17 protein-coding genes are annotated in these 24474 nt (G+C 35.8%); 11 read left to right on the top strand and 6 right to left on the bottom strand.

The genetic code is table 11. The features are described from left to right. Positions 1-8: 8 nt before the first annotated feature. A complete protein-coding gene (gene argH / locus CKV71_RS09740) occupies positions 9-1385 on the bottom strand; it encodes an argininosuccinate lyase (protein ID WP_095106299.1) in 1377 nt (458 codons plus the stop codon). After that, positions 1378-2580, bottom strand: coding sequence for an argininosuccinate synthase (locus tag CKV71_RS09735; RefSeq protein WP_095106296.1), 1203 nt, complete (start codon positions 2578-2580; stop codon positions 1378-1380). Before CKV71_RS09735 ends, argH begins: the two co-directional genes overlap by 8 nt. A 343-nt stretch (positions 2581-2923) precedes the next feature. Here CKV71_RS09735 and CKV71_RS09730 point away from each other — a divergent pair, with 343 nt between their 5' ends. The 7 genes from CKV71_RS09730 (at position 2924) to CKV71_RS09700 (ending at position 14513) form a co-directional block, all read left to right on the top strand. Next, positions 2924-4255: a glucose-6-phosphate isomerase gene (locus tag CKV71_RS09730; RefSeq protein ID WP_095106294.1), complete on the top strand. Its 1332-nt coding sequence runs from the start codon at positions 2924-2926 to the stop codon at positions 4253-4255. Positions 4256-4457: 202 nt separating this feature from the next. Beyond that, entirely contained in the window at positions 4458-5021 is a 564-nt protein-coding gene (locus CKV71_RS09725) for a TVP38/TMEM64 family protein (RefSeq protein WP_095106292.1), read from the top strand. A 12-nt stretch (positions 5022-5033) separates the two neighbouring features. Continuing rightward, positions 5034-5558: a signal peptidase I gene (lepB, locus tag CKV71_RS09720; RefSeq protein WP_095106290.1), complete on the top strand. Its 525-nt coding sequence runs from the start codon at positions 5034-5036 to the stop codon at positions 5556-5558. Positions 5559-5573: 15 nt separating this feature from the next. Then, positions 5574-6143 carry a signal peptidase I gene (gene lepB / locus CKV71_RS09715; RefSeq protein WP_095106288.1) on the top strand — a complete coding sequence of 190 codons (570 nt, stop codon included), beginning with the start codon at positions 5574-5576 and terminating at the stop codon, positions 6141-6143. Positions 6144-6302: 159 nt separating this feature from the next. Beyond that, complete coding sequence (gene addB / locus CKV71_RS09710) at positions 6303-9773, top strand: helicase-exonuclease AddAB subunit AddB (RefSeq protein ID WP_257213579.1); 3471 nt, start codon at positions 6303-6305, stop codon at positions 9771-9773. Further along, positions 9770-13432: a helicase-exonuclease AddAB subunit AddA gene (gene addA / locus CKV71_RS09705; protein ID WP_095106284.1), complete on the top strand. Its 3663-nt coding sequence runs from the start codon at positions 9770-9772 to the stop codon at positions 13430-13432. The genes addB and addA overlap by 4 nt, the downstream gene beginning before the upstream one ends. A 169-nt stretch (positions 13433-13601) precedes the next feature. Next, on the top strand, positions 13602-14513 hold the full coding sequence (locus CKV71_RS09700) for a fumarylacetoacetate hydrolase family protein (protein WP_095106279.1): 912 nt from the start codon (positions 13602-13604) through the stop codon (positions 14511-14513). A gap of 125 nt (positions 14514-14638) precedes the next feature. Here the strand turns inward: CKV71_RS09700 and CKV71_RS09695 are convergent, their stop codons facing one another. The 3 genes from CKV71_RS09695 to CKV71_RS09685 form a co-directional block, all read right to left on the bottom strand. Further along, positions 14639-15034, bottom strand: a complete 396-nt coding sequence (locus tag CKV71_RS09695) for a YisL family protein (protein WP_095106276.1) — start codon at positions 15032-15034, stop codon at positions 14639-14641. A 121-nt stretch (positions 15035-15155) separates the two neighbouring features. After that, positions 15156-16478, bottom strand: coding sequence for a CoA-disulfide reductase (locus CKV71_RS09690; RefSeq protein ID WP_095106274.1), 1323 nt, complete (start codon positions 16476-16478; stop codon positions 15156-15158). Between the two features lie 107 nt (positions 16479-16585). Then, entirely contained in the window at positions 16586-17431 is an 846-nt protein-coding gene (locus CKV71_RS09685; RefSeq protein WP_095106272.1) for a Cof-type HAD-IIB family hydrolase, read from the bottom strand. A 304-nt stretch (positions 17432-17735) separates the two neighbouring features. Between CKV71_RS09685 and CKV71_RS09680 the strand changes: the two genes are divergently transcribed. From CKV71_RS09680 to clpB, 3 genes are all read left to right on the top strand, one after another. Beyond that, entirely contained in the window at positions 17736-18044 is a 309-nt protein-coding gene (locus CKV71_RS09680) for a metal-sulfur cluster assembly factor (RefSeq protein ID WP_095106270.1), read from the top strand. 309 nt (positions 18045-18353) lie between these two features. Further along, complete coding sequence (locus CKV71_RS09675; RefSeq protein WP_095106268.1) at positions 18354-20195, top strand: acyltransferase family protein; 1842 nt, start codon at positions 18354-18356, stop codon at positions 20193-20195. 193 nt (positions 20196-20388) lie between these two features. Then, on the top strand, positions 20389-22998 hold the full coding sequence (gene clpB, locus CKV71_RS09670) for an ATP-dependent chaperone ClpB (RefSeq protein WP_095106266.1): 2610 nt from the start codon (positions 20389-20391) through the stop codon (positions 22996-22998). Positions 22999-23061: 63 nt separating this feature from the next. Here clpB and CKV71_RS09665 read toward each other — a convergent pair whose 3' ends face one another. Continuing rightward, positions 23062-23265 (bottom strand): YjzD family protein, encoded by a 204-nt coding sequence (locus CKV71_RS09665; RefSeq protein ID WP_095106264.1) that lies wholly within the window; start codon positions 23263-23265, stop codon positions 23062-23064. A gap of 261 nt (positions 23266-23526) precedes the next feature. Between CKV71_RS09665 and CKV71_RS09660 the strand changes: the two genes are divergently transcribed. Further along, a complete protein-coding gene (locus CKV71_RS09660; protein ID WP_095106262.1) occupies positions 23527-24468 on the top strand; it encodes a beta-ketoacyl-ACP synthase III in 942 nt (313 codons plus the stop codon). The last annotated feature ends 6 nt before the right edge of the window (positions 24469-24474 follow it).

The raw sequence follows: 24474 nt of genomic DNA, 5'->3' as shown, positions 1-24474 counted from the left end.
GCTAGTTTTTATGACAATAAGTCTTTAGCGACATCTATTTGATGACGAACTGCTTCTTGACCTGTAGAACCATAACTCTTTCTACGTTTAAGGCAGTTTTCAGGTTTCAAATAGTTATAAATCGTGTCATCGATTTTAGATGAAAATTCTTGGTATTTTTCAAGCGGTACATCTAGCAAGTAGCAATCATGTTGAATGCACCAATATACAATTTGTCCTACAATTGCATGAGCTTCTCTAAATGGAACATCTTTTTCCACGAGATAGTCTGCTAATTCAGTTGCATTTGAAAAATCTTGATGTACCGTTTCGTTTAAACGATCTGTATTAACAGTTAAGGATGCTAGCATACCTTCAAAGATACGCAGTGATCCAGTTACGGTATGCACTGCATCAAATAAACCTTCTTTATCTTCTTGCATATCTTTGTTATAGGCAAGCGGCAATCCTTTTAAAGTCATTAGCATACTCATTAAATGGCCAGTAGCACGTCCAGTTTTACCACGAATCAGCTCTGCCATATCTGGATTTTTCTTTTGAGGCATAATCGATGAGCCTGTAGAGAAAGCATCAGATAAAGTGATAAATTTAGCTTCATCAGTCGACCAAAAAATGATTTCTTCAGAGAAGCGAGACAGATGAATCATGACTAAGGAAATTGCATTAAGTGTTTCTACTACAAAATCACGGTCGCTGACTGCATCTAAACTATTCTCATATAAAGAACCGAAATTTAATAACTCTTGAGTTTTTGCGCGGTCGATAGGATGAGTAGTACCACTAAGAGCAGCAGCACCTAACGGATTGATATCAATACGCTTCAATGCATCTTCGAAGCGGTTTTTATCACGTTCTAACATCCAGAAATACGTCATAATATGATGTGCGAAAGAAATAGGCTGCGCACGTTGCAGATGGGTATAGCCTGGCATAATAGTATCTACATGCTCATCTGCTAATTTGACAATTGTTTCTTGCAACGAATGGATTAAATTAATGATTTCTTTGACTGCTTTTTTAGTATACAGATGTAAATCTGTAGCGACTTGGTCATTACGGCTACGTCCAGTATGCAATTTGCCGCCGACAGACCCGATTCTTTCAATTAATTCATGTTCAATATTTAAATGAATATCTTCCAAAGCTTCTGTAAATTCAACTTTGCCGTCATGATAATCTTGTTGAATATCTTGAAGGCCTTTAATGATGGTCTCACTTTCTTCTTGAGTGAGGATATCTTGTTTGGCTAACATCGTTGCATGTGCAATGCTGCCTTGAATATCTTCATCAATCAGCAGATGGTCAAAGTTGATAGAAGCATTGAAAGCATCTACCCATGCTTCTGGCTCAGATTGAAAACGTCCGCCCCAAGCTTTATTACTCATTAGAATAACCTCCGTGCAACATAGAATTAACTTCAGTCGGCAAACCGTAAATTTCGATAAATCCTATTGCTGCTTCTTGGTTGAAAGCATCTTCTTTAGTATAAGTAGCAAGTTTTTCATTATATAAAGAATATGGGGAACGTCTGCCGTTCACTGTCGCATTACCTTTGAATAATTTAACACGTACGTCCCCAGTAACATGTTCTTGCGTAGAATCAATAAATAATTTCAATGAATCTGTCAAAGGTGAGAACCATAAACCATTATAAGTTTGTTCTGCAAATTGTTTTTCAATTACAGGTTTAAAGTGCGCAACATCTTTAGTCAACGTAATTGTCTCCAATGCTTTATGTGCTTTTAAAATTACTTCAGCGCCTGGAGTTTCATAAATTTCACGAGATTTAATACCTACTAATCTATTCTCAACGTGGTCGATACGGCCGATTCCATGTTTACCAGCTAAATCATTTAAATAAAGAATTAATTCGTCTAATGGAAACTCTTTATTATCAACTGAAACAGGAATACCTTTTTCAAAATGAAGCACAATCTCATCCGGTGTATCTGGTGTGTCTTCAATTTCTCGTGTTAAATCAAAGGCATCAGCTGGAGGTGCTGCATAAGGATCCTCTAAGATACCGCATTCATTTGCACGACCCCATAAATTCTGGTCGATAGAATAAGGAGAATCATGATTGATAGGTACTGGAATATTATGTTTGATAGCATAATCGATTTCTTCTTCACGGCTCCAGCCCCAAGCACGCACTGGCGCAAATACTTTTAATTCAGGATTTAATGCTTTAATAGCTACTTCGAAACGTACTTGGTCATTCCCTTTACCTGTACATCCATGAGCGATACCTACAGCATCTGTTTTTTCAGCGATTTCTACTAATTTTTTTGAAATTAAAGGTCTTGATAATGCTGAAACGACTGGATAAGTATTTTCATACATCAAGTTTCCTTTTATTGCGTAACTGACATATTCATCACTGAATTCTTCAGTTGCATCAATGATATAACATTCAACAGCGCCCATATCTAAGGCTTTTTGATAAACTTGATCTAAGTCTTTGCCTTCACCGACATCTAAACAGCAAGCAACGACATCGTAACCTTTATCGATCAGCCATTGAACTGCAACACTTGTATCTAATCCGCCTGAATAGGCTAACACGATTTTTTCTTTCATAATTTTACACCTCGTTAGAATAGTTAGAATTTTTTAACATGTATACATCATAGCAGATTACTTATGAGAAATAAACCATTATTTTACATAAATATACAAAATAATGAAAGTTCACTCTAAAAGTGGTCGACAACCAAGCGGTTATAGGTTTCTTTATGCATTTTTCATAAATAAGTGATTAAAATACTTCAAGTTTAAAAACGTTTTTTATAGAAGAGTGAGAAACTTGACGTTTTAGTTACAATTACACACGGTAATTACAAATATACAAACAATTTTATTGAAAGCATTGTCAGAAATTTAGTAAACTATGGTTGAAATAAAAGAGCAGGAGGAAGTTCATATGACACATATTGAGCTAGACTATAACAAAGCTTTAAAATTTGTTGGCGAACACGAATTAACTCAACAACAAGAAATCGTTAAAACAATCCACCGTATTATTCATGAAGGCACTGGTGCAGGCAGTGACTTCTTAGGTTGGTTAGACTTACCTGTTGATTACGATAAAGAAGAATTTTCACGTATCTTAGAAGCAGCGAAACGTATTAAAGAACACTCTGATGTATTAGTAGTAGTAGGTATCGGTGGTTCTTACCTTGGCGCGCGCGCTGCAATTGAAATGTTAAGTTCTGCTTTCAGAAATAGCGACGAATATCCTGAAATCGTCTTTGCAGGCAACCACTTATCTTCAACTTATTTACATGACTTGATTCAATATTTAGATGGTAAAGATTATTCAGTCAATGTCATTTCTAAATCAGGTACTACTACAGAACCAGCAGTTGCGTTCAGACTCTTTAAACAACTTTTAGAAGATAAATATGGCAAAGATGAAGCGAAACAACGTATTTTTGCTACTACTGATAAAGAAAAAGGTGCGTTGAAACAACTTGCAACTAATGAAGATTATGAAACTTTCGTAGTTCCAGATGATGTAGGAGGACGTTATTCTGTATTAACTGCAGTAGGTTTATTACCGATTGCAGCAGCAGGTATCGATATCCAAGCAATGATGGATGGTGCGGCTAAAGCGCGTGAAGAATTATCATCTGATAAACTTGAAGATAATATCGCTTACCAATATGCTACATTGCGTAATATCTTATATGCTAAAGGCTATACAACAGAAATGTTGATCAACTACGAACCTTCATTGCAATATTTCAATGAATGGTGGAAACAATTATACGGTGAATCAGAAGGTAAAGACTTTAAAGGCATTTACCCATCAAGTGCCAACTATACAACTGACTTGCACTCATTAGGCCAATATGTTCAAGAAGGACGTCGTTTCTTGTTCGAAACAGTGGTTAAAGTTGAAGAACCAAAATATAATATCACAATTGAAAAAGACCCAGATGATTTAGATGGTTTAAACTATCTGGCTGGTAAAACAATTGATGAAGTTAACACTAAAGCTTTCCAAGGTACATTATTAGCACATACTGATGGTGAAGTACCAAACATGGTAGTCAAAATTCCGCGTATCGACCCAGAAACATTCGGCTACTTAGTATACTTCTTTGAATTAGCTTGTGCGATGAGCGGCTATCAATTAGGCGTTAATCCATTCAACCAACCAGGTGTAGAAGCATACAAACAAAACATGTTTGCTTTACTTGGTAAACCAGGTTACGAAGATAAAAAACAAGAATTAGAAGATCGCTTGTAATTTCTATAAAAATATACAATTCCTTACAACTGTAGACTGATTTCAGTTGTAAGGAATTTTTTTATACTTAGAACAGCTTAATTGTTTTAAAAGTAAAAATGCGTGCACAGCAAATGAATAAGTTATTCTTTTTCGGTTTCAAAATACACCGTTTCCATCTATAATAGTATTAATTGTATTACATAGAGAGATGGGTGGATATATGTCAGCACATCAAGTTGAAAGTTGGATGCACTCAATGGGAGACTTCGGTTATTTATTAGGGTTTTTACTTCCTTTTATTGAATCATTTATTCCAGTCCTTCCATTATTTGTATTTGTTTTTGTCAATGTAGATACCTTTGGTTTGTTCCTAGGAATTATCATTTCTTGGCTAGGAACATTTTTAGGGAGCTTTGTAGTCTTTTTAATTGTCAGAGCCTTTGCCAATACTGCTGTTATGGATAAAGTAAAAAGTAGAAAAGACGTGCGTAAATTTTTAAATTTCGTAAATAGACAGGGTGTTACGCCTATCTTTATTATGTTGTGTTTCCCGTTTACGCCAAGTGCCTTGATGAATGTAGTAGCAGGATTATCTAAAATGAAAATACGCACCTTCTTTTTAGTGCTTGCTGTTTCTAACTTGGTTGCAATGGCCTTAACAGGTGTGTTAGGCAGAGATATGCATAGTATTTTATCTAGCCCGATACGTGTCGGCATTATGATTATTATCCTTGCAGGCTTATGGTATTTGAGCCGCCGTTTAGAAAAACGCTTTATAAAATAGAGGGAGTATAACGTGCGTAAAATTGTAAAATATTTGCTTTCATTGATAATTGCGATTATTATTGTAATGTTGATTCAAGCTTTTCTGATTATCGGCGCAGTTGTCCCGAATAATGAAATGTCACCTGCGTTAAAGCATGGAGACCGCATTTTAATAAGTAAAGTACAGAACACTTTCAATCGCTTACATAATGGCGATATCGTGATGTACAAACAAAAGGGCAACACCTATTTTGGAAGAGTAATTGGATTGCCAGGACAATCTGTTGAATTTAAAGACAGTCGACTTTATCGTGATGATCAAATGGTTAAAGAGAATTATCGTGTGCAAGCACAAATTAAAAATTTAGCATTGCGAAATGTCAAACACTCTGAAGGAGATATTGTTCCGCCGAAACAGTATTTTATTCTTAACGATAACCGTGCTGATTCAAATGATTCTCGGACATTCGGCACAATTCAACAAAAAGATATTGTAGGAAATGTAGTTTTGCGATATTATCCTTGGAATAAGTTTGGGATTTCATTCAACGAATAATTGAGGTGTCTTATAGTGAAGAAGGAAATAAGAGAATGGATAATTGCCATAGCGATTGCTTTAGTATTAGTTTTAGTAATAACTAATTTTATTGCGAAATCTTATACAGTTCGCGGGGATTCAATGTATCCGACTTTAAAAGATGGAGAAAAAGTAATCGTTAATATGATCGGCTTTAAAACAGGAGGCTTGGAAAAAGGTAATGTCATCGTATTCCATGCCAATAAAGATAGTGATTATGTGAAACGTGTTATCGGTATGCCTGGTGACAGTGTTGAATATAAACATGACCAATTGTATGTAAATGGTAAGAAAGTTAAAGAACCTTACTTAGATTATAATGAAAAACATAAAAGCTACGACGAAATTACAGGCAGCTTCAAAGTGAAAAACTTGCCTAATGCAAATGGCTCCAATACAATTCCTAAAAATAAATTATTAGTATTAGGAGATAATCGTGAAGTAAGTAAAGACAGTCGTTCATTCGGACTCATTGACGAAGATCAAGTTGTCGGTAAAGTCAGCTTACGTTATTGGCCGTTTACAGCTTTTAAAGTAAACTTTAATCCTGATACAAAATATTAAAATGAGTACTGACTCTCAGACTCACATTTAAATTAAATAAAAGAAAATGCTGATGCTATAACGTTTAATATAGTGTCAGCTTTTTTCGTATAAGATAGAAATTTTTGTGATTAAGAATGAGAACATATGTGCTACAATATGGACAAAGGGGGAGAAAACGTGAGTCAATTAAATGCATATATAGGGCGAGCAGGAACTGGCAAGTCTCATGCTATGTTAGATGAGATTAAAACTAAAATGAAAGAAGATCCACTTGGAGATCCGATTATCATTATTGCACCGACACAAAGCACCTTTCAATTAGAACAAGATTTCGTGAAAGATCCAGAACTTAATGGCAGTATGCGTACTGAGGTTTTGCACTTTGAACGCTTAAGTCATAGAATATTTCAAGAAATAGGCGGTTTGACAGAAGACTATGCTTCTAAAGGCGCATTAGAAATGATGGTCTTTGATATCTTGCAGTCACACCGTCCTGAATTGAATTTATACCAATCTCAAACTAAATATTATGGATTTAGTGCTAAGTTAAGTGAACAAATTCAAGATTTTAAAAAGTATGCTGTTTCTCCCGCACAACTCGAACAGTTTATTGCTGAAAATCAATTGCAAACAAGAACACAAGATAAATTACATGATATTGCGCTTGTTTATCATTATTTAGAAGAACGGTTAGCTGATAATTTCGTTTCTTCAGAAGATACACTTTATAAATTTATTGAGAAAATGGATGAATCAGCTTGGCTGAGAAAGTCAGAAATTTATATCGATGGTTTCCATAACTTCTCGACGCTTGAATATCAAATTATAGAAAAGCTGTCACAATGCGCCAAATCTGTCAGTGTGTTGCTTACTACGAATGGGGATAAAGACCCGTTCAGTCTTTTCAGAAAAACTTCAGCGACATTGTCACACATTGAAGAAATTGCGCAAAGACAACAAATTCCTTTCAACTTACGTCGTTTTACAAGTCAAGAACGCTTTGAAAATCAGGATTTATCACATTTAGAAAGTTCTTTCAATGAACTCTTTTTTGAGAAAGCGAACGTAGAAGGGCATATTAATGTTTTAGAGGCTTCAAATGTTCGTGAAGAAGTAAATGCGGTAGCACGGGAGATTCTGCGTAAAGCGCGTGAGGAAAATATACGTTATCAAGATGTAGCGATTCTCTATCGTGATGATACTTATGCGCATTTAATGGAAAGCATCTTTCCGGAATTTGAAATTCCATTTAATATTGATACAAAGAAATCGATGACGCATCATCCGGTTATGGAAATGATTCGTTCATTATTAGAAGTGATTGAAACGAAATGGAGTTTCGAGCCATTAATGCGTTTGTTTAAGACTCAAGTACTGACGAAAGAATTTAAAGATAGTCGCTATCTTATCGACATCTTAGAAAACTATGTGTTAGAACGTGGTATTTATGGTCAACGTTGGTTAGATGATAAATACTTTAAATTGGAACAATTTAATCAAATGGGTCTGAAGCGCCAACCTATGACAGAGGAAACACAACAAGTTTATCAACGCGTTATAGATATGAAGAACTTTGTGATAGATAAAATCTTGCGTTTTGAAAAAGCATTGAGTGAAGCGGAAACTGCAGAGGCGTACGCGGCTGCTTTCTATGAAGTGTTTGAAGAATTCAATTTGCCGAGTCAATTAATGACAGAGCGAGACGAATTAGATTTAGCCGGCGAACATGAACAAGCTGAAGAGCTGGACCAAGTGTGGAATGGCTTTATTCAAACACTCGATGACTTAGCTACTGTGTTCGGTGATAGAGAAATGACACAGAAGCGTTTCCTTGAACTCTTTGATGTTGGATTAGAACAATTAGAATTTGTGATGATTCCTCAAACGCTAGACCAAGTAAGTATCGGTAGCATGGATTTGGCTAAAGTAGATAATAAAAAACAAATTTATATGTTAGGGATGAATGATGGGGTAATGCCTCAAACAATCTCTAATTCTGGATTAATCAGTGACGATGAGAAAAAATATTTCCAAGAAGAGACACAGCTTGAGTTGAGTCCGACTGCTGACGTATTACAAATGGACGAAGCCTTTGTGTGTTATATTGCAATGACAAGAGCGACGACCAATGTTACTTTTTCTTATAGCTTAATGGGTCTCAATAATGATGAAAAGGAAGTCAGCCCGTTTATTAATAATATTCGTGACCTTTACACTGATTTGAATATATTAAATGTACAATATGCTGCACAATACAACCCGTTGAGAGTAATGGAACATCCGCATCAAACCAAAATTCTGCTGTTTGAAGAATTGCAAGGATGGTTGAATCATGAATTAACTGCTGATACTTGGTTAGAAGCTTATCAAGCAATGTTGCATAATGAGCGCTTGAATAAAGGATTGCAGTATCTGACATCTGCCTTAACTTTCGATAACAAAACAGTACAATTAGATACTTCTTTATCGAAAGCTCTATATGGTGATAAAATCAATGCCAGCGTTTCTCGATTTGAAGGCTATCAGCAGTGTCCATTCAAACATTATACTTCACACGGGTTACGTCTGAATGAGCGTACGAAATATAAATTAGAGAATTTTGATTTAGGAGATATCTTCCACTCTGTATTGAAATATATTGCTGATAGAATCCATGGCGATTTCCGTAACCTTACAGATGCTTCTATCCGTCAACTTACACAAGAAGCTTTAGAAAATATCTTGCCTGAAGTCCAATACAACTTGTTGAATTCCTCAGCATATTATCGTTATATGTCAGTACGTATCGGTGCGATTGTGCAATCGACTTTAACAGCATTAAAATATCAAGGTACTTTTTCTAAATTCAGACCTCAAGCTTTTGAAAAATCATTTAGAAAAAATCCTAGCTCTAATGAGCAGCTTGCAGCAGAATCACTATATACCTCTCAAGGTATACCGATAAATATCCGCGGCCAAATTGACCGTATTGATACGTACACCAATCAAGACCGCAGTTTTGTGAATATAATTGATTACAAATCATCAGAATACAGTGGAACTCTAGATTTAACGAAGGTTTATTATGGATTGCAAATGCAGATGATGACCTATATGGATGTAGTACTGCAAAATAAAGAACGCTTGAATTTAGCAGAGTCCACAGAACCAGGAGGCTTATTATATTTCCACGTGCACGAACCGCGTGTTAATTTTTCCAATTGGGCTGAGATGGATGAAGTAAAAAGACAAGAAGAATTGTTGAAATCCTTCAGATTAAATGGATTAATCAATAGCAATCCTGAAGTCGTTGATGCTGAAGATACCAGATTAGAACCTAAATTCAAGTCAGACATTGTCCCAATAGACGTAGGCGCAAAAGGTAATTTGAATAAGAGTAGTAAAGTTGCAAACTCGAAAACCATTTATAAATTTATTGAACATAATAAAAATAACTTCGTGCAAATTGCTTCGGATATTATGGATGGACACACTGAAGTGGCACCCATGAAATATAAACAGAAGCTGCCTTGCGAATTTTGCAATTATCGTTCTGTGTGTCATGTTGATGGCATGATAGATAGTAAGAAATATAGAACAGTGGATGAAAGTATTAATCCGATTGATTTATTAAATCAAACACCAGATGAAGAGGAGGATGACGAATGATACCGGAAAAACCGAATGACGTTATTTGGACAGATGATCAATGGAAAAGTATTTATGCGAAAGGTCAAGATACCTTAGTAGCAGCTGCTGCAGGATCAGGTAAAACAGCAGTTCTGGTTGAACGTATCATTCAACGTATTCTTCAAGATGAAATAGATGTCGACCGTTTGCTCGTAGTGACATTCACCAATTTGAGTGCCAGAGAAATGAAACATCGGGTCGAGAAACGTATTCAAAAGGCTTCTCTAGATGACCCTAGCAACACTCATTTGAAGAACCAAAGGGTGAAAATTCATCAAGCGCAAATTTCTACTTTGCATAGTTTTTGTTTGAAACTCATTCAACAACATTATGACGTGTTAGATATTGATCCTAATTTCAGAACAAGTAGTGAAGCGGAAAATATTCTATTGTTAGAACAAACTATCGATGAAGTGTTAGAAGCGTATTATGCTGAATTAAACGAGGCTTTTATAGATTTATCTGAGCAACTCTCATCTGATAGAAGTGATGACAAGCTGCGCCAAATTATTAAGAGAGTTTACTTTTTTGCAGTAGCGAATCCTCAACCTAAACAATGGCTGTCTTCATTAGTCAATCCATATAGAGATGAACAAGTACAAGAGGAATTTTTAGAATTACTTATGGATTTAGCGAAAGTGTTTATGCATACTGCTTTAGAAAATATCAATAAAAGTTATGATTTATACAGTGAACTTGCCGGCGTGGATAAACAATTAGAAGTAGTCGAAGAAGAACGTGTATTTATGGCTCGCGCAATGGAAGGCGGTCTATTGAATACAGAATTAATAAGCAAGCATGGATTTGTAGCACGTTTTCCAAGTGCAACTAAGAAAATCAAAGAAGCCAATGAGGGTGATTTGGAACGCTTAGAAAGTGCCAAGGCTTATTATGATGACTATAAAGGTGCAGTAGAAAAGGTACAACAAGACTACTTTTCACGCTCGGCTGAAGATTTGAAAGTCGATATGGAAAGATTAGCGCCACGTGTAGAAATACTGTCACGTATTGCTCAAGATGTCATCGATACCTTTTCTAAAAAGAAAAGAAGCCGAAATATCTTAGATTTCTCTGACTATGAACATTTTGCACTGAAAATTTTAATGAATGAGGACGGCACGCCAACAGAGCTTGCCAAACATTATCGTCAAAGCTTTGATGAAATACTAGTGGATGAATATCAAGATACAAACCGCGTACAAGAACAGATTTTAAGCTGTATCAAACGCGGCGATGAAACAAACGGCAACTTATTCATGGTAGGGGATGTAAAGCAGTCTATTTATAAATTCAGACAAGCTGATCCGAGTCTCTTTATTGAGAAATATACACGCTTCTCTCAAGATGGTTCAACAGGTATGCGCATTGATTTATCACAAAATTTCCGTTCGCGTCCAGAAGTACTCTCTACTACTAATTACTTATTTAAACATATGATGGATGAATCAGTAGGAGAAATTATTTATGATGAAGCGGCACAACTTTACTATGGAGCGCCGTTTGATGAGAAACCGCATCCTCTGAATTTAAATGTAATGGTAGAGGATAATGAATCTGAGTTGACTGGAACAGAACAAGAAGCAGAATATATTGTGAACCAAGTGGAAGATATTATGAATCATCGAGAGGTTTATGATATGTCTACTGGTAACTATAGGAAGCCTTCTTATAAAGATATTGTCATTTTAGAGCGCGGTTATAATCGCTCTAGAGAATTGCAGCAAGCTTTTAAAAATAGAGATATTCCTTTTCATGTTAATAGCAAGGAAGGTTATTTTGAACAGACAGAAGTTCGTTTAGTCTTATCCTTTTTAAGAACGGTAGACAATCCGCTTCAAGACATTTATCTTGTCGGACTCATGCGTTCAGTGATTTATCAATTTACAGAGGATGAACTAGCACAAATCAGAGTATGCAGCCCAAATGATGATTATTTCTATCAATCAATCCAGCACTATTTAAAAAGCGAAGAGGCAGATTCAGGCTTAGTTGCTAAACTGCAAGATTTTCTTCAAGACTTGAAATTTTATCAAGATTTCAGTTTAGAACATCCAGTCTATCAATTGATTGACCGCTTTTACAACGACCGGTTTGTTATCCAATATTTCAGTGGCATGATTGGCGGCAAGGGACGCCGTGCCAATTTGTATGGTTTATACAATAAAGCTGTGGAGTTTGAAGATTCCAGCTTCCGCGGTTTATTCCAATTTATTCGCTTTATCGATGAACTCATTGATCGCGGAAAAGACTTTGGTGAAGAGAATGTAGTAGGGCCGAATGACGATGTGGTCCGCATGATGACTGTTCATGCGAGTAAGGGTTTGGAATTTCCATTTGTGATTTATTCAGGCTTGAGCAAACAATTTAACCGCAGCGATTTGTATCAGCCGGTTATTTTAAATCAGAAATACGGAATGGGAATGACTTATTTTGATGTTGAGAAAGATGCAGCGTATCCGTCACTAGCTTCAGTAACTTTAAGAGCTATAACGGAAAAGGAAATGATATCTGAAGAAATGCGTTTAATGTATGTTGCCTTGACCCGTGCTAAAGAGCAATTATTTTTAGTTGGACGCGTCAAAGCAGAGAAAGAATTGGACAAGATGTTAAATACTGCCATTTCAAACAACATGTTGCCGATGAGTTACCGCTTAGAAGTTAAAAATCCTTTGCAACTTATCTATGCGATTCTAGCTAAATATCAGGCAAATAATTTAACGCGTGATTTGAAATTTGAACGCATTATTGATGAATTGGACGATTCGATTCATCCTTATGCGGAAATTCATATCGACGACTATAGTGAAATTTCCCAGGAAATACAGCATAAGGAAGATGAAGATTTCCGTACTGTAAATGATATTGTAAGTTATCAAACAACAGAGCCAGAGCGCCAGCAAATGATCGAAGAACAACTAGATTATCAGTATCCATATCCAGCCGATATTGTTAAGCCGACAAAACAGTCTGTATCTGAATTAAAGCGACAATTAGATACTGAAGAAACAGGTACAAGTTATGAACGTGTCCGTCAATATCAACTCGGTGCTTCAACGTACGAACGACCAAAATTCATGAGACAACATAAGAAACGTAAAGCAAATGAAATTGGGACGCTTATGCATACTGTGATGCAACATCTTCCGTTCAAAGAAGAAAGAATGACAAATGCTGAATTAGATGCATATATTGATGAATTAATTGAAAAGAACATCATTGAAGATGATGCTAAGCCAGATATTCGTATGGACGAAGTAATGGACTTTATCGAGAGTAAACTATATATGGACATCGCTCAAAGTGACCAGATTATGCGTGAAATGCCATTTGTAGTCAATCAGGCTAAAGTAGATCATCAGATGAGCAATGATGAAGATGTTTCTATTATCCAAGGGATGATTGACTTGATTTATCGTAAAGATGGTCAATATTTCTTCGTGGATTATAAAACCGATGCATTCAACCGACGCCGAGGTGTTTCTGATAAAGAACTTGGTGAGCAGTTGAAAGCACGTTATAAAGTTCAGATGTATTATTATCAATCAGCTTTAGAAACTATTTTGCAAAAAGAAGTCAAAGGTTTCCTATACTTCTTCAAATTCGGTACATTATCTTTAGATGAAAAGCATGAGCATTAACACTTTATTCTAAGGGTAAAGAAATAAGTAAGGGATTAAAATTAAATAGTGAGCGTTGTTCCTTTATACAAACTGAATCTGAAGGTTACAGCGCTTAACAAATATTTGTTATTTTTCTGAAAATATAGTTATAATTAGTATTAAGATTGAGATGAGGAGCTGATACTGAATGAAATTCCTATCATTCAAACACAATGATGAAACATCATATGGAGTAAAGGTAAAACGTGAAGAAGCAGCTTGGGATTTAAGAAAAGTTTTTGCTGATTTTGGCGAAGGTGATTTTCATCCTAAGACTTTATTAGAAGGTTTAGAACAAAACCATACTTTAGATTTCCAAGAACAAGTCCGCAAAGCAGTGGTAGCGGCTACAGACAGTTCTAACTCAGAGGATTATAAAGTTCAATTTTCTGATATTGAATTCTTACCGCCTGTGACACCACCGAATAATGTCATTGCTTTCGGCCGTAATTATAAAAAACACGCAGATGAGTTGAATCATAGCGTAGAAAGATTATATGTATTTACTAAAGCTGCATCATCTTTAACAGGTGATGAATCTACAATTCCTAACCATAAAGATATTACAGACACATTGGATTATGAAGGTGAACTAGGAGTTGTAATTGGTAAAGCAGGAGAGAAAATTCCGACAGGCTTAGCTTTAGACTATGTATATGGTTATACAATTATTAATGATATTACTGACCGTACAGCCCAACGCCAACAAGATCAGGCATTTCTGTCTAAAAGTTTAACTGGCGGCTGCCCAATGGGACCATATATCGTTACTAAAGATGAATTACCTACACCAGAAGATGTTAATATCGTCACTAAAGTGAATAATGATATTCGTCAAGATGGCAATACGAGTCAAATGATTCTTAAGATTGATGAGTTAATCGCTGAAATTTCTAAATATGTTGCATTACATCCAGGTGATATTATTGCAACAGGTACACCAGCAGGAGTAGGAGCAGGTATGAATCCTCCGCAATACTTGCAACCTGGTGATGAAGTCAAAGTAACGATTGATAATATCGGAACACTTACAAACTTTATTGCAAAAGAAGAAGAATAGCATGAAATAATAATCGCTGAGATTAGGAATAGGTTGTAATGCAACTTATTTCTAATCTCTTTTTTATACAATGAAAAACTCTGCTGAACATCGTATAAAAGATGCAGCAGAGTTTATTATGAATATTATTTTCCGATACCGAACATACTTGAAATCGGTCCTTCAGGTAAGATAATACCTAAAGCCATTGTAACGATAATTAGTGCGATAGTCCCCCAGAATAAACCTTTATGAGACACACCGCGTTGTTTACGTACTAATGTGACTTCCATAAGCGCTACAACGCCGACACCACATACCATTTTTAAAGTTAATAACATGTGCATGCTTCCTGTTGCTGTAGCAAATTCTTCTACCACTTGCCAAACACCGCTGAATAAGATTAATACTAAGAATAATCTTAAAGTCATATGCAGTGGTTTATAAGCTTTCTTCGGCACGCCGGATTGAGTAAAACTGATGTAAGAAACGATAAATAAAATAATACCGATTACCCAGCTGAAAATGTGTAAGTGTAACATACGATTTCCTCATTTCTTCAATATTTCATTTTTAATCATAACATATATAGGATTAAAGATTATAATACCAACAATTGTTAATGTATTATTTTGTTTCTTATATCAATTAGATATTGAACAGTTATTTTTCTTGAGCTTTATAGCCGATCATATTAATAATATCTTTAGGTGAACTGTATGGAGGTGCATATGCAGTTTCAAATTCAGTCAGCTCATCTACAGTCATATCATTTTGCATAGCTAGAGATAAAATGTCAATGCGTTTATCGGCTCCTGCTTTGCCTACAGCAGCTGCTCGGATGATTTTTCTAGTACTCTTTTCGAAATACACACGTAAGTGAAGTGGTTCAGCGCCAGGGAAATAACCTGCATGATTCATTTGCTTGGATTCGACCATAGTGTAATCAAAGTGTTTCAAGTCTGCAGGAGTGACGCCGACACTCGCTAAGGTATAATCAAAGAATTTTACTGCATTAGCAGCTAAAAAGCCTTTAAAAGGAATATTACGAGTTTGGGTAATATGCTCAGCTACAATGCTGGCTGCACGATGCGCACCCCAAGCTAAAGGAACATGGGTAGGCAAGTCAACGTGGCGATAACGATAAGAAGCAATATCACCAATCGCATATACATTTCGATAATTAGTCTGGAAGAATTCGTTTACTGGAATGTAACCTGCATCGTCTTCCTCGATGCCAGCGTCTTCTAAAAATTCGGTGTTAGGCTTAATGCCGATGCCTTCAATAATGATATCAAAATCTTCCGCCTTTCCTGATTTGAAATGAACCGTTTTGCCGTCTACAGATTCAACTTCTTCATTCAGACGATAGTCAATATTTTGTTCATCCATCGTATCAAAGATAACTTGATTCATATCTTGGTCCATCAATTTATTAATTGCTTCAGAACGATGAATTAACGTGGTTTGAATACCTCTATTGTAAAAGTTCTCTAACACTTCTAAAGAGATATATCCTGCTCCTACAATAAGAGCCTTCTGTACATTATTTTCTTCAATATAAGATTCAATCGCATCTGTATCTTCTAAATTACGTAAAGTAAAAATCATGTCACTGTCTAAAGGAAGTCGATTAGCACGACAACCTGGACTCATCACTAAGTAATCGTAATCCTCAGTAAAAGTTGTGTTATTTTTTAAATCTTTCACGGTTACTGTTTGATGATTAGGCTCCACATGAATTACTTCATGAAATACTTTAGCCGTAACATCTTTCTTTTCTTTAAATTGTTCGGGAGTGAAATGTAACAGTTCTGAGCGCTTCTCGATGATGTTGCCGAGATAATAGGGAAGGCCGCAGTTTGCAAAGGTAACATCACGGTCTTTTTCGAATAGAGTGATTTCACATTCAGAATCTAAACGTCTGAGTTGGCTGGCAAATGTTGCCCCGCCAGCGACGCCTCCGATTACAATTACTTTCGTCATAATTTTTACCTCCATTTGTGTTTAAATATGAAAAAGACAAGGTTATTGGCTTTGAGTACGTATCTATACATGTACTAAAGCAAACCTTGTTTAATCTAAAAAGTAATTTATCTGGAATAAACTTTCGTTTCTTCATTATATGGGATATTCAGGCTGAAGAAATCATTCAGATATCTTCCAATGCCATTTTGATTATTAGAATAAGTGATTTCATTAGCAATATGCTTGAGTTCGTCTAGTCCATTTTCCATTGCAACGCCATGTTTAGCATATTTAATCATTTCTGTATCATTATCTTCATCGCCGAAAGCAATAATGTGATTACGATCGATACCTAATTCGTCTTTGACACTGTCAATGCCACGTGCCTTACTAATACCTCTTTTTACAATTTCGATAACTGGAAAAGGCGCGCCCCAATGTCTATGTTCGATACTTTCAGCGTAGAAGCGGGACAGCATTTGTTTAACACGAGGAATCATTACTTCATCTGCTTCGATTAAAATTGAAGTCGGCGGTTCTTTCAATTGGTTCACAATATCACCTGTTTCAATTTTAGGGTTACCCATTGAAAAACCATCGAATAAATGTTGATCGAAATTATCGATATAAACATGGTCTTTTACTTCGGCAATAATATTTTTAACTTGCATTTTTTGCAGAGATTCAATAATACTTGAAGCTAAATCCGGGTCAAGCGTTTCATGCGTGACAGGTGCATTTGAATCAGTTGGATTATGTACAAATGCCCCGTTGAAATTGACTATAGGAGTATCAAGCCCTAATTGTTCATAATAAGGCTTGCTGGCACGAAAAGGTCTGCCTGTAGCTATCATAATATAATGACCTTGTTCTTTAAGTTTTTCTAAGACTTTTAAAGTGTAAGGTGAGATTTCTTTTTCATCGTTCAATAATGTTCCGTCTAAATCTAAACAAATTAAATAAGGTTCCATAAAATTATCTCCTTAATGCTGAGGGATGGTGTTAAATTTTATAAAATCGTTAAATTCAAGTCTAAGAGGAAACGAGTTAAAGAAATAATTGCCATCATAATTATTTCTATTTTAGTTCCTAAGGTTATACGTCAGGTTAATATTTTATCCAATGTATTCTAATTACAAACATATCAGATTGAAATAGCGTTGCAGTATAACCTCACACCTAATTCAGTGTATTCTAATAATAGCATTTTATTGGAGTTTTGTCGGATATTTGATATATTTGTATTAATAATTATTGCTTAGAGAGGTGAGCGAAATGGAAGAAGCATTGAAAGATAATATTCTAGGCGCATTAGAAAATGTAATTGACCCTGAATTAGGCATTGATGTCGTAAACTTGGGTTTAATATATAAAGTAGACCTTGATGATGATGGTTTATGTAAAGTTGAAATGACTTTAACTTCGATGGGATGTCCGCTTGGACCGCAAATCATCGAACAAATTAAAATGGTGCTTGCAGAGATTCCTGAAATTCAAGATACAGAAGTGAATATTGTATGGAATCCGCCATGGAATAAAGATATGATGTCACGTTACGCAAAAATTGCGTTAGGTGTCAGCTAATATAATTAAATAAAGTTATCAATAAAGAGAAACGATACATTATAAAGACGAAGCTGTTCGAAAGCCTTGCATAGATGTATATCGTTTCTCTTTTTGTTTTTCAGAACAGATAATCATAAAATTGTCACATTTTAATTGTGCAGGTCTTTCTAATATTGAGAATTAAATCGAAATATATATAATAACTTGATATTGCAAGAGTATTACATTAAGATTACAATTGGTAATTATGACGCAATAGTGCTTTCCATATAAAAATACATAGCACTGTATAACGGAAAATTTTAAAATGGAAAGAAAGGTAAGTGCATGAACAATTTGAAGCGCAGTTCAAGAAATAACAACTCGCCGAAGAAGATGAATTACATGCCTGGCCTCGATGGGTTACGAGCGATTGCGGTTCTAGGAATCATTATTTATCATTTAAATAAGCAATGGCTCGCAGGCGGCTTCTTAGGTGTAGATACGTTCTTTGTTATTTCTGGATATTTGATTACAAGTCTCTTGTTGATTGAATATAAAAAGAATGGAAGAATTGATTTAAAAAAATTCTGGTATAGACGAATTAAACGCTTGATACCAGCTATGGTATTTGTGGTCAGCATCGTGACCATTATCACATTGATATTACAGAGAGACGAAATCATAAGAGTAAAACAAGATGCATTTGCGGCCCTCTTTTATGTATCCAACTGGTGGTACATTGCAAAAGACGTCAACTATTTTGACCAATTCTCATTTGAACCGATGAAACATCTGTGGTCATTAGCAATAGAAGAACAATTTTATCTGTTTTTCCCGTTGGTTTTAATCTTATTACTTCGCAAAGTTAAAAAACCAAAACAGATTACATTGATTTTTTGGGTAATATCCTTAGTTTCATTACTTGCAATGGTACTTTTGACACATCCGGGAATGAATTTCTCACGTGTATATTTCGGTACAGATACGAGATTGCAAACTTTATTACTAGGTGTAATTTTAGCCTTTGTTTGGCCGCCGAATCGTTTGAAGAAAGATCCGCCGCTTGCGGTACGGTCTATCGTAGACATTGTAGGGGTCATTGCATTAGCGATTTTAATCTGTCTCTTCATATATGTAGACGATCAAAGTTATTGGATTTATAACGGCGGATTCTACTTGATTTCAGGTATTACTCTGTTTTTAATTGCAAGTATCGTACATCCGTCAGGACTCTTAGCCAGATTTATGGGCAATCCGATATTTGTATATCTCGGCAAACGTTCGTATAGTTTATATTTATGGCATTTTCCAGTGATTATCTTTACGCATCGTTACTTTGTAGCTGGACAAATTCCGGTATATGTATATTTGATTGATTTGCTCTTGACGGTAGGAATGGCAGAATTTTCATATCGCTATGTCGAAACGCCTTTCCGCAAAAAAGGTTTCAAAGCCTTGTCAGTGCAGAAATGGACAAAAGGTGCGGTGGTACGTTGGATTCTGATTCTACTTATCTTGATTCCATTTATCTTGATATTAGCCGGTTTATTCGATAAATACGGTAAAGATACAGTTGGAGAAAAGGCAACACAATTTGATACAAATAGTATTGATAAATATGTAGTTCGACCTATTCCGTATGGCAAGATGGACTTCTTAGGCAACGGCGGAGGCAAGGAACCTGAAGAGAATACAGAAGTTTACGAAGATGAAAAACCGCTCTTAATTGGTGACTCCGTAATGGTAGATATCGGGGAATACTTTAAAGAAAGTGTGCCGCGCTCAGTGATTGATGGTAAAGTCGGCAGAAACATGTACCAAGCGAAACCGCTGATTGATTCTCAATATAGCCATTACAATCAAAAAGGAGACAAAGTTATCATTGAATTAGGTACCAATGGAGATTTCGATAAAAATCAACTTGATTCTGTTATCGATTCATTTGGTAAAGCGGATATTTATCTAGTCAACACACGTGTGCCGCGTTCATACGAAAAACATGTGAACCAATTGATGAAAGAAGCGGCTGAGAAACATAAAAATGTGAAATTAGTGGATTGGTACAGCAGATCAGCTGGCCATACTGAATACTTTGCTCCTGATGGTATTCATCTAGAACACTCTGGTGTTAAGGCACTCTCTGATGAAATTATTAAAACAATGGGTTTAAAGAAAGATAAAGATTAGACGCAACTCTTAAAGGTAGAGGCTGGGACAACATTTTGTTCCAGCTTCTTCACTTTTAAAATTTTTCTTTTCAGAGAGGGTAATAGGTTGAAATAAGACTTTAAAATAGCTTATACTATTATTAAGGTCAAAGTAAGTCAAAGTCAAGAGAGGTTCTTGGCTCAGTATACTGAATCGACAGAGGTGAAATGAATTGGATGCAAATAAAATGACATATGCTGTGCAAGAGGCATTGCAAGCAGCTATTGAAATTGCGAAGCAGCATGAACAGCAGAATGTAGAAGTGGAAGCGGTGTTGCTTGCGGCATTAAATGGAGATGAAAGTCTGTTCAAGAGTGTCTTAGAGCGTGCCAATATAGATACAGCAGCGCTTTCTGAAGCTTATGAAAGTAAATTAAAACGTTATGCCACAGTGAAAGGTGACAACGTCCAATATGGACAGTTTATCGGTAATAATACGAATATCCTCTTTAATAAAGCTGAAAAGATTATGGAAGCCTATGAGGATGATTTTGTTTCTATGGAACATCTTTTGCTTGCGGCAATTGAAACGAATGAAACTACTCAACAATTTGTGGGTAATAAAGATGAAGTCATCAAAGAAATTATTAAGAAAGTCAGAGGAGGAAATCACGTGACAACTCAAAATCCTGAAGCTAACTATGAAGCACTTGAAAAATATGGACGTGACTTAGTAGAAGAAGTCCGTCAAGGTAATATGGATCCGGTTATTGGACGTGATGAAGAAATTCGTAATACTATCCGGATTTTAAGTCGCAAAACTAAAAATAACCCTGTATTAATAGGGGAACCTGGTGTAGGTAAAACAGCTATTGTCGAAGGGTTGGCACAACGTATCGTGAAAAAAGATGTGCCTGAGTCTTTATTAGATAAAACAATTTTCGAATTAGACTTGAGTGCTTTAGTAGCCGGCGCGAAATACCGTGGTGAATTTGAAGAGCGCTTAAAAGCAGTATTGAAAGAAATTAAAGATTCAGATGGCAGAATTATCTTGTTTATCGATGAATTGCATATGTTGGTCGGAGCAGGTAAAACAGACGGCGCTATGGATGCCGGCAATATGTTGAAACCAATGCTTGCACGTGGTGAATTGCATTGTATCGGCGCCACTACATTAAATGAATATCGTGAATATATTGAAAAAGATTCTGCTTTAGAACGTCGTTTCCAAAAAGTAGGCGTTTCTGAACCGGATGTAGAAGATACGATTTCAATTTTACGTGGATTAAAAGAGCGTTATGAAGTTTATCATGGTGTCAGAATTCAAGACCGTGCGTTAGTGGCTGCAGCAGAATTATCAGATCGTTACATTACGGACCGTTTCTTACCAGATAAAGCGATTGATTTAGTAGACCAAGCTTGTGCAACTATTCGTACTGAAATGGGTTCTAACCCGACAGAACTCGATCAAGTCAATCGTCGAGTAATGCAGTTGGAAATTGAAGAAAATGCTTTGAAACATGAATCAGACAGTGTCAGCCAACAACGTCTGAAAGAATTGCAAGAAGAACTTTCTAATGAAAAAGAAAAACAATCTTCTCTTCAATCTCGTGTGGAACAAGAAAAAGAAAAAATTGCGAAATTACAAGAAAAACGCGCTGAATTAGATGAAAGTCGTAAAGCATTAGAAGATGCAGAAAATAATTATGATTTGGAAAAAGCAGCAGAATTACAACATGGTAAAATTCCGAAATTAGAAAAAGAATTACGTGATTTAGAAGATGCCTTCCAAGATGAACAAAGCGAAGATCACGAAAGAATTATCCGCGAAATCGTTACTGATGAAGAGATTGGAGATATTGTCAGTCAATGGACAGGTATTCCAGTTACTAAATTAGTCGAAAGCGAACGTGACAAATTATTGCACTTGAATGATATCCTGCATGAACGTGTGGTAGGACAAGACAGAGCGGTGGATTTAGTCGCAGATGCGGTTATCAGAGCTAGAGCGGGTATTAAAGACCCTAATCGTCCAATCGGCAGTTTCTTATTCTTAGGTCCTACTGGTGTAGGTAAAACAGAATTGGCTAAAGCTTTAGCTTCTTCTTTATTTGATTCAGAAAAACACATGATACGTATTGATATGAGTGAATATATGGAAAAACATTCCGTTTCAAGATTGATTGGAGCACCTCCAGGCTATGTAGGTCATGATGAAGGGGGACAATTAACAGAAGCGGTACGTCGTAACCCTTATTCTGTTATCTTGTTAGATGAAGTTGAAAAAGCACATTCAGATGTGTTCAATGTCTTACTGCAAATCTTAGATGAAGGACATTTGACTGATTCTAAAGGACGCAATGTGGATTTCAAAAATACGATTATTATTATGACAAGTAATATTGGCTCTCAAATTTTACTTGAACAAGTAAAAGAAACAGGTATCATCTCTGAAACTACTGAATCGGCAGTCATGACTAGCTTAAATCAATACTTCAAACCTGAAATTCTCAACCGTATGGATGACATTGTACTCTTCCGTCCATTATCCGTTAATGACATGAGTATGATTGTAGAAAAAATCCTTACAGAACTTAATATTCGCTTACTTGATCAACGTATTTCTATTGAAGTATCAGATGCAGCGAAAAAATGGTTGGGCGAAGAAGCTTATGAACCTCAATTTGGTGCAAGACCTTTAAAACGTTTTGTACAAAGTCAAATTGAAACACCATTAGCACGTATGATGATTAAAGAATCATTGCCAGAAGGTACAACTGTCAAAGTTGATTTAGGTGATAATGAATTAAACTTCAAAGTAGAAGAAGCCCAATTAAATTAATGAAGAACAAAAAGGCTGGAATCTCTTGAAATTAAGAGATTCCAGCCTTTTTTAATAAATATATTACTGTTTGCTATCTTTAACAGAAGTTGAATCTTTAACTGGCTTCATGAGCGCATCTAAAATTGCAACTACAATTGTGAAGATAACTGCAAATACGAGTGGGATAATAAAATTCAATTTACCGCCGCCTGCTAAACTGTTTAATACAAAGTTTACCATTTCAAGCAGCAATACTGACCAGAATAGTACCATAATGTATCTCATCTGTAGTGCCTCCATAGAATTATCTTTAGTTTAATTATAGATTACAACATGAACTTTGTATAGTGATGATAGTAAAATCAAGTATTTTCTCTAGATTTAATTTTAATCTCCATATCAGAATAATTGTGATACCAGGCCTCAAATATTATAATAGTAGAAGTAATTCCATAAGATATGATAGTTAAAGCACTTGTATTTAAAAAGTGGAATATGATAAATTAATACCTGGTATTAAAAATTTTTTTAAGAAGGTGTAAAACCATGGACGTGGGTATTAAAGGCTTCGGAACTTATGTTCCGGAAAAGGTAGTTGACAATGCCTATTTTGAAAGTTTTTTAGAAACATCAGATGAATGGATTTCTAAAATGACAGGAATTAAAGAACGCAGATGGGCAGGAGAAGATCAAGAAACATCAGATCTTGCATATGAAGCTAGCGTTAAAGCAATTAAAGATGCAGGTATTCAACCTGAAGATATAGATATGGTTATCGTAGCAACTTCAACAGGAGATTTTCCATTCCCAACTGTAGCTAATATGCTTCAAGAGCGACTTGGATTAGGTAAAGTTGCAACAATGGATCAACTTGCAGCTTGTTCAGGCTTTATGTATTCATTAATTACTGCTAAACAATATGTATTATCAGGCGATTATCAAAATATATTAGTAGTCGGAGTAGATAAATTATCTAAAATCACAGATATGACAGACCGCTCTACAGCTATTCTTTTCGGAGACGGCGCAGGTGCTGCTGTAATAGGTGAAGTATCAGAAGGACGCGGAATTATCAGCTACGAAATGGGCTCTGACGGCAGTGGCGGTAAATATTTATATCTTAATCCGGAAAATGGTAAAATCTTTATGAATGGGCGAGAAGTCTTTAAATTTGCAGTACGTATTATGGGAGAAGCTTCACGTAATGTAGTTGATAAAGCAGGTATGACTGCAGATGACGTAGATATGTTTGTTCCACATCAAGCAAATATCAGAATTATGGAATCAGCTCGAGAACGTTTAGGAATCCCTAAAGAAAAAATGAGCGTATCAGTTAATAAATACGGCAATACTTCAGCGGCTTCTATTCCGTTAAGTATCGGCCAAGAACTTGAAAACGGCAGAATTAAAGATGATGATGTCTTAGTTCTTGTTGGATTCGGCGGCGGCCTGACTTGGGGCGCAATTACACTAAGATGGGGAAAATAGGAGGAT

Source organism: Staphylococcus piscifermentans, from assembly GCF_900186985.1.
Classification (GTDB): domain Bacteria; phylum Bacillota; class Bacilli; order Staphylococcales; family Staphylococcaceae; genus Staphylococcus; species Staphylococcus piscifermentans.
Note: the sequence above shows the minus strand (reverse complement) of the source record. Positions and strands in the feature narration are given on the sequence as shown.

Excerpts from the sequence above, each read along its gene's own strand:
- argH (WP_095106299.1), bottom strand. The coding sequence starts at position 1,385 with ATGAGTAATAAAGCTTGGGGCGGACGTTTTCAATCTGAGCCAGAAGCA.
- CKV71_RS09735 (WP_095106296.1), bottom strand. The coding sequence starts at position 2,580 with ATGAAAGAAAAAATCGTGTTAGCCTATTCAGGCGGATTAGATACAAGT.
- CKV71_RS09730 (WP_095106294.1), top strand. The coding sequence starts at position 2,924 with ATGACACATATTGAGCTAGACTATAACAAAGCTTTAAAATTTGTTGGC.
- CKV71_RS09725 (WP_095106292.1), top strand. The coding sequence starts at position 4,458 with ATGTCAGCACATCAAGTTGAAAGTTGGATGCACTCAATGGGAGACTTC.
- addA (WP_095106284.1), top strand. The coding sequence starts at position 9,770 with ATGATACCGGAAAAACCGAATGACGTTATTTGGACAGATGATCAATGG.
- CKV71_RS09700 (WP_095106279.1), top strand. The coding sequence starts at position 13,602 with ATGAAATTCCTATCATTCAAACACAATGATGAAACATCATATGGAGTA.
- CKV71_RS09695 (WP_095106276.1), bottom strand. The coding sequence starts at position 15,034 with ATGTTACACTTACACATTTTCAGCTGGGTAATCGGTATTATTTTATTT.
- CKV71_RS09690 (WP_095106274.1), bottom strand. The coding sequence starts at position 16,478 with ATGACGAAAGTAATTGTAATCGGAGGCGTCGCTGGCGGGGCAACATTT.
- CKV71_RS09685 (WP_095106272.1), bottom strand. The coding sequence starts at position 17,431 with ATGGAACCTTATTTAATTTGTTTAGATTTAGACGGAACATTATTGAAC.
- CKV71_RS09680 (WP_095106270.1), top strand. The coding sequence starts at position 17,736 with ATGGAAGAAGCATTGAAAGATAATATTCTAGGCGCATTAGAAAATGTA.
- CKV71_RS09675 (WP_095106268.1), top strand. The coding sequence starts at position 18,354 with ATGAACAATTTGAAGCGCAGTTCAAGAAATAACAACTCGCCGAAGAAG.
- CKV71_RS09665 (WP_095106264.1), bottom strand. The coding sequence starts at position 23,265 with ATGAGATACATTATGGTACTATTCTGGTCAGTATTGCTGCTTGAAATG.
- CKV71_RS09660 (WP_095106262.1), top strand. The coding sequence starts at position 23,527 with ATGGACGTGGGTATTAAAGGCTTCGGAACTTATGTTCCGGAAAAGGTA.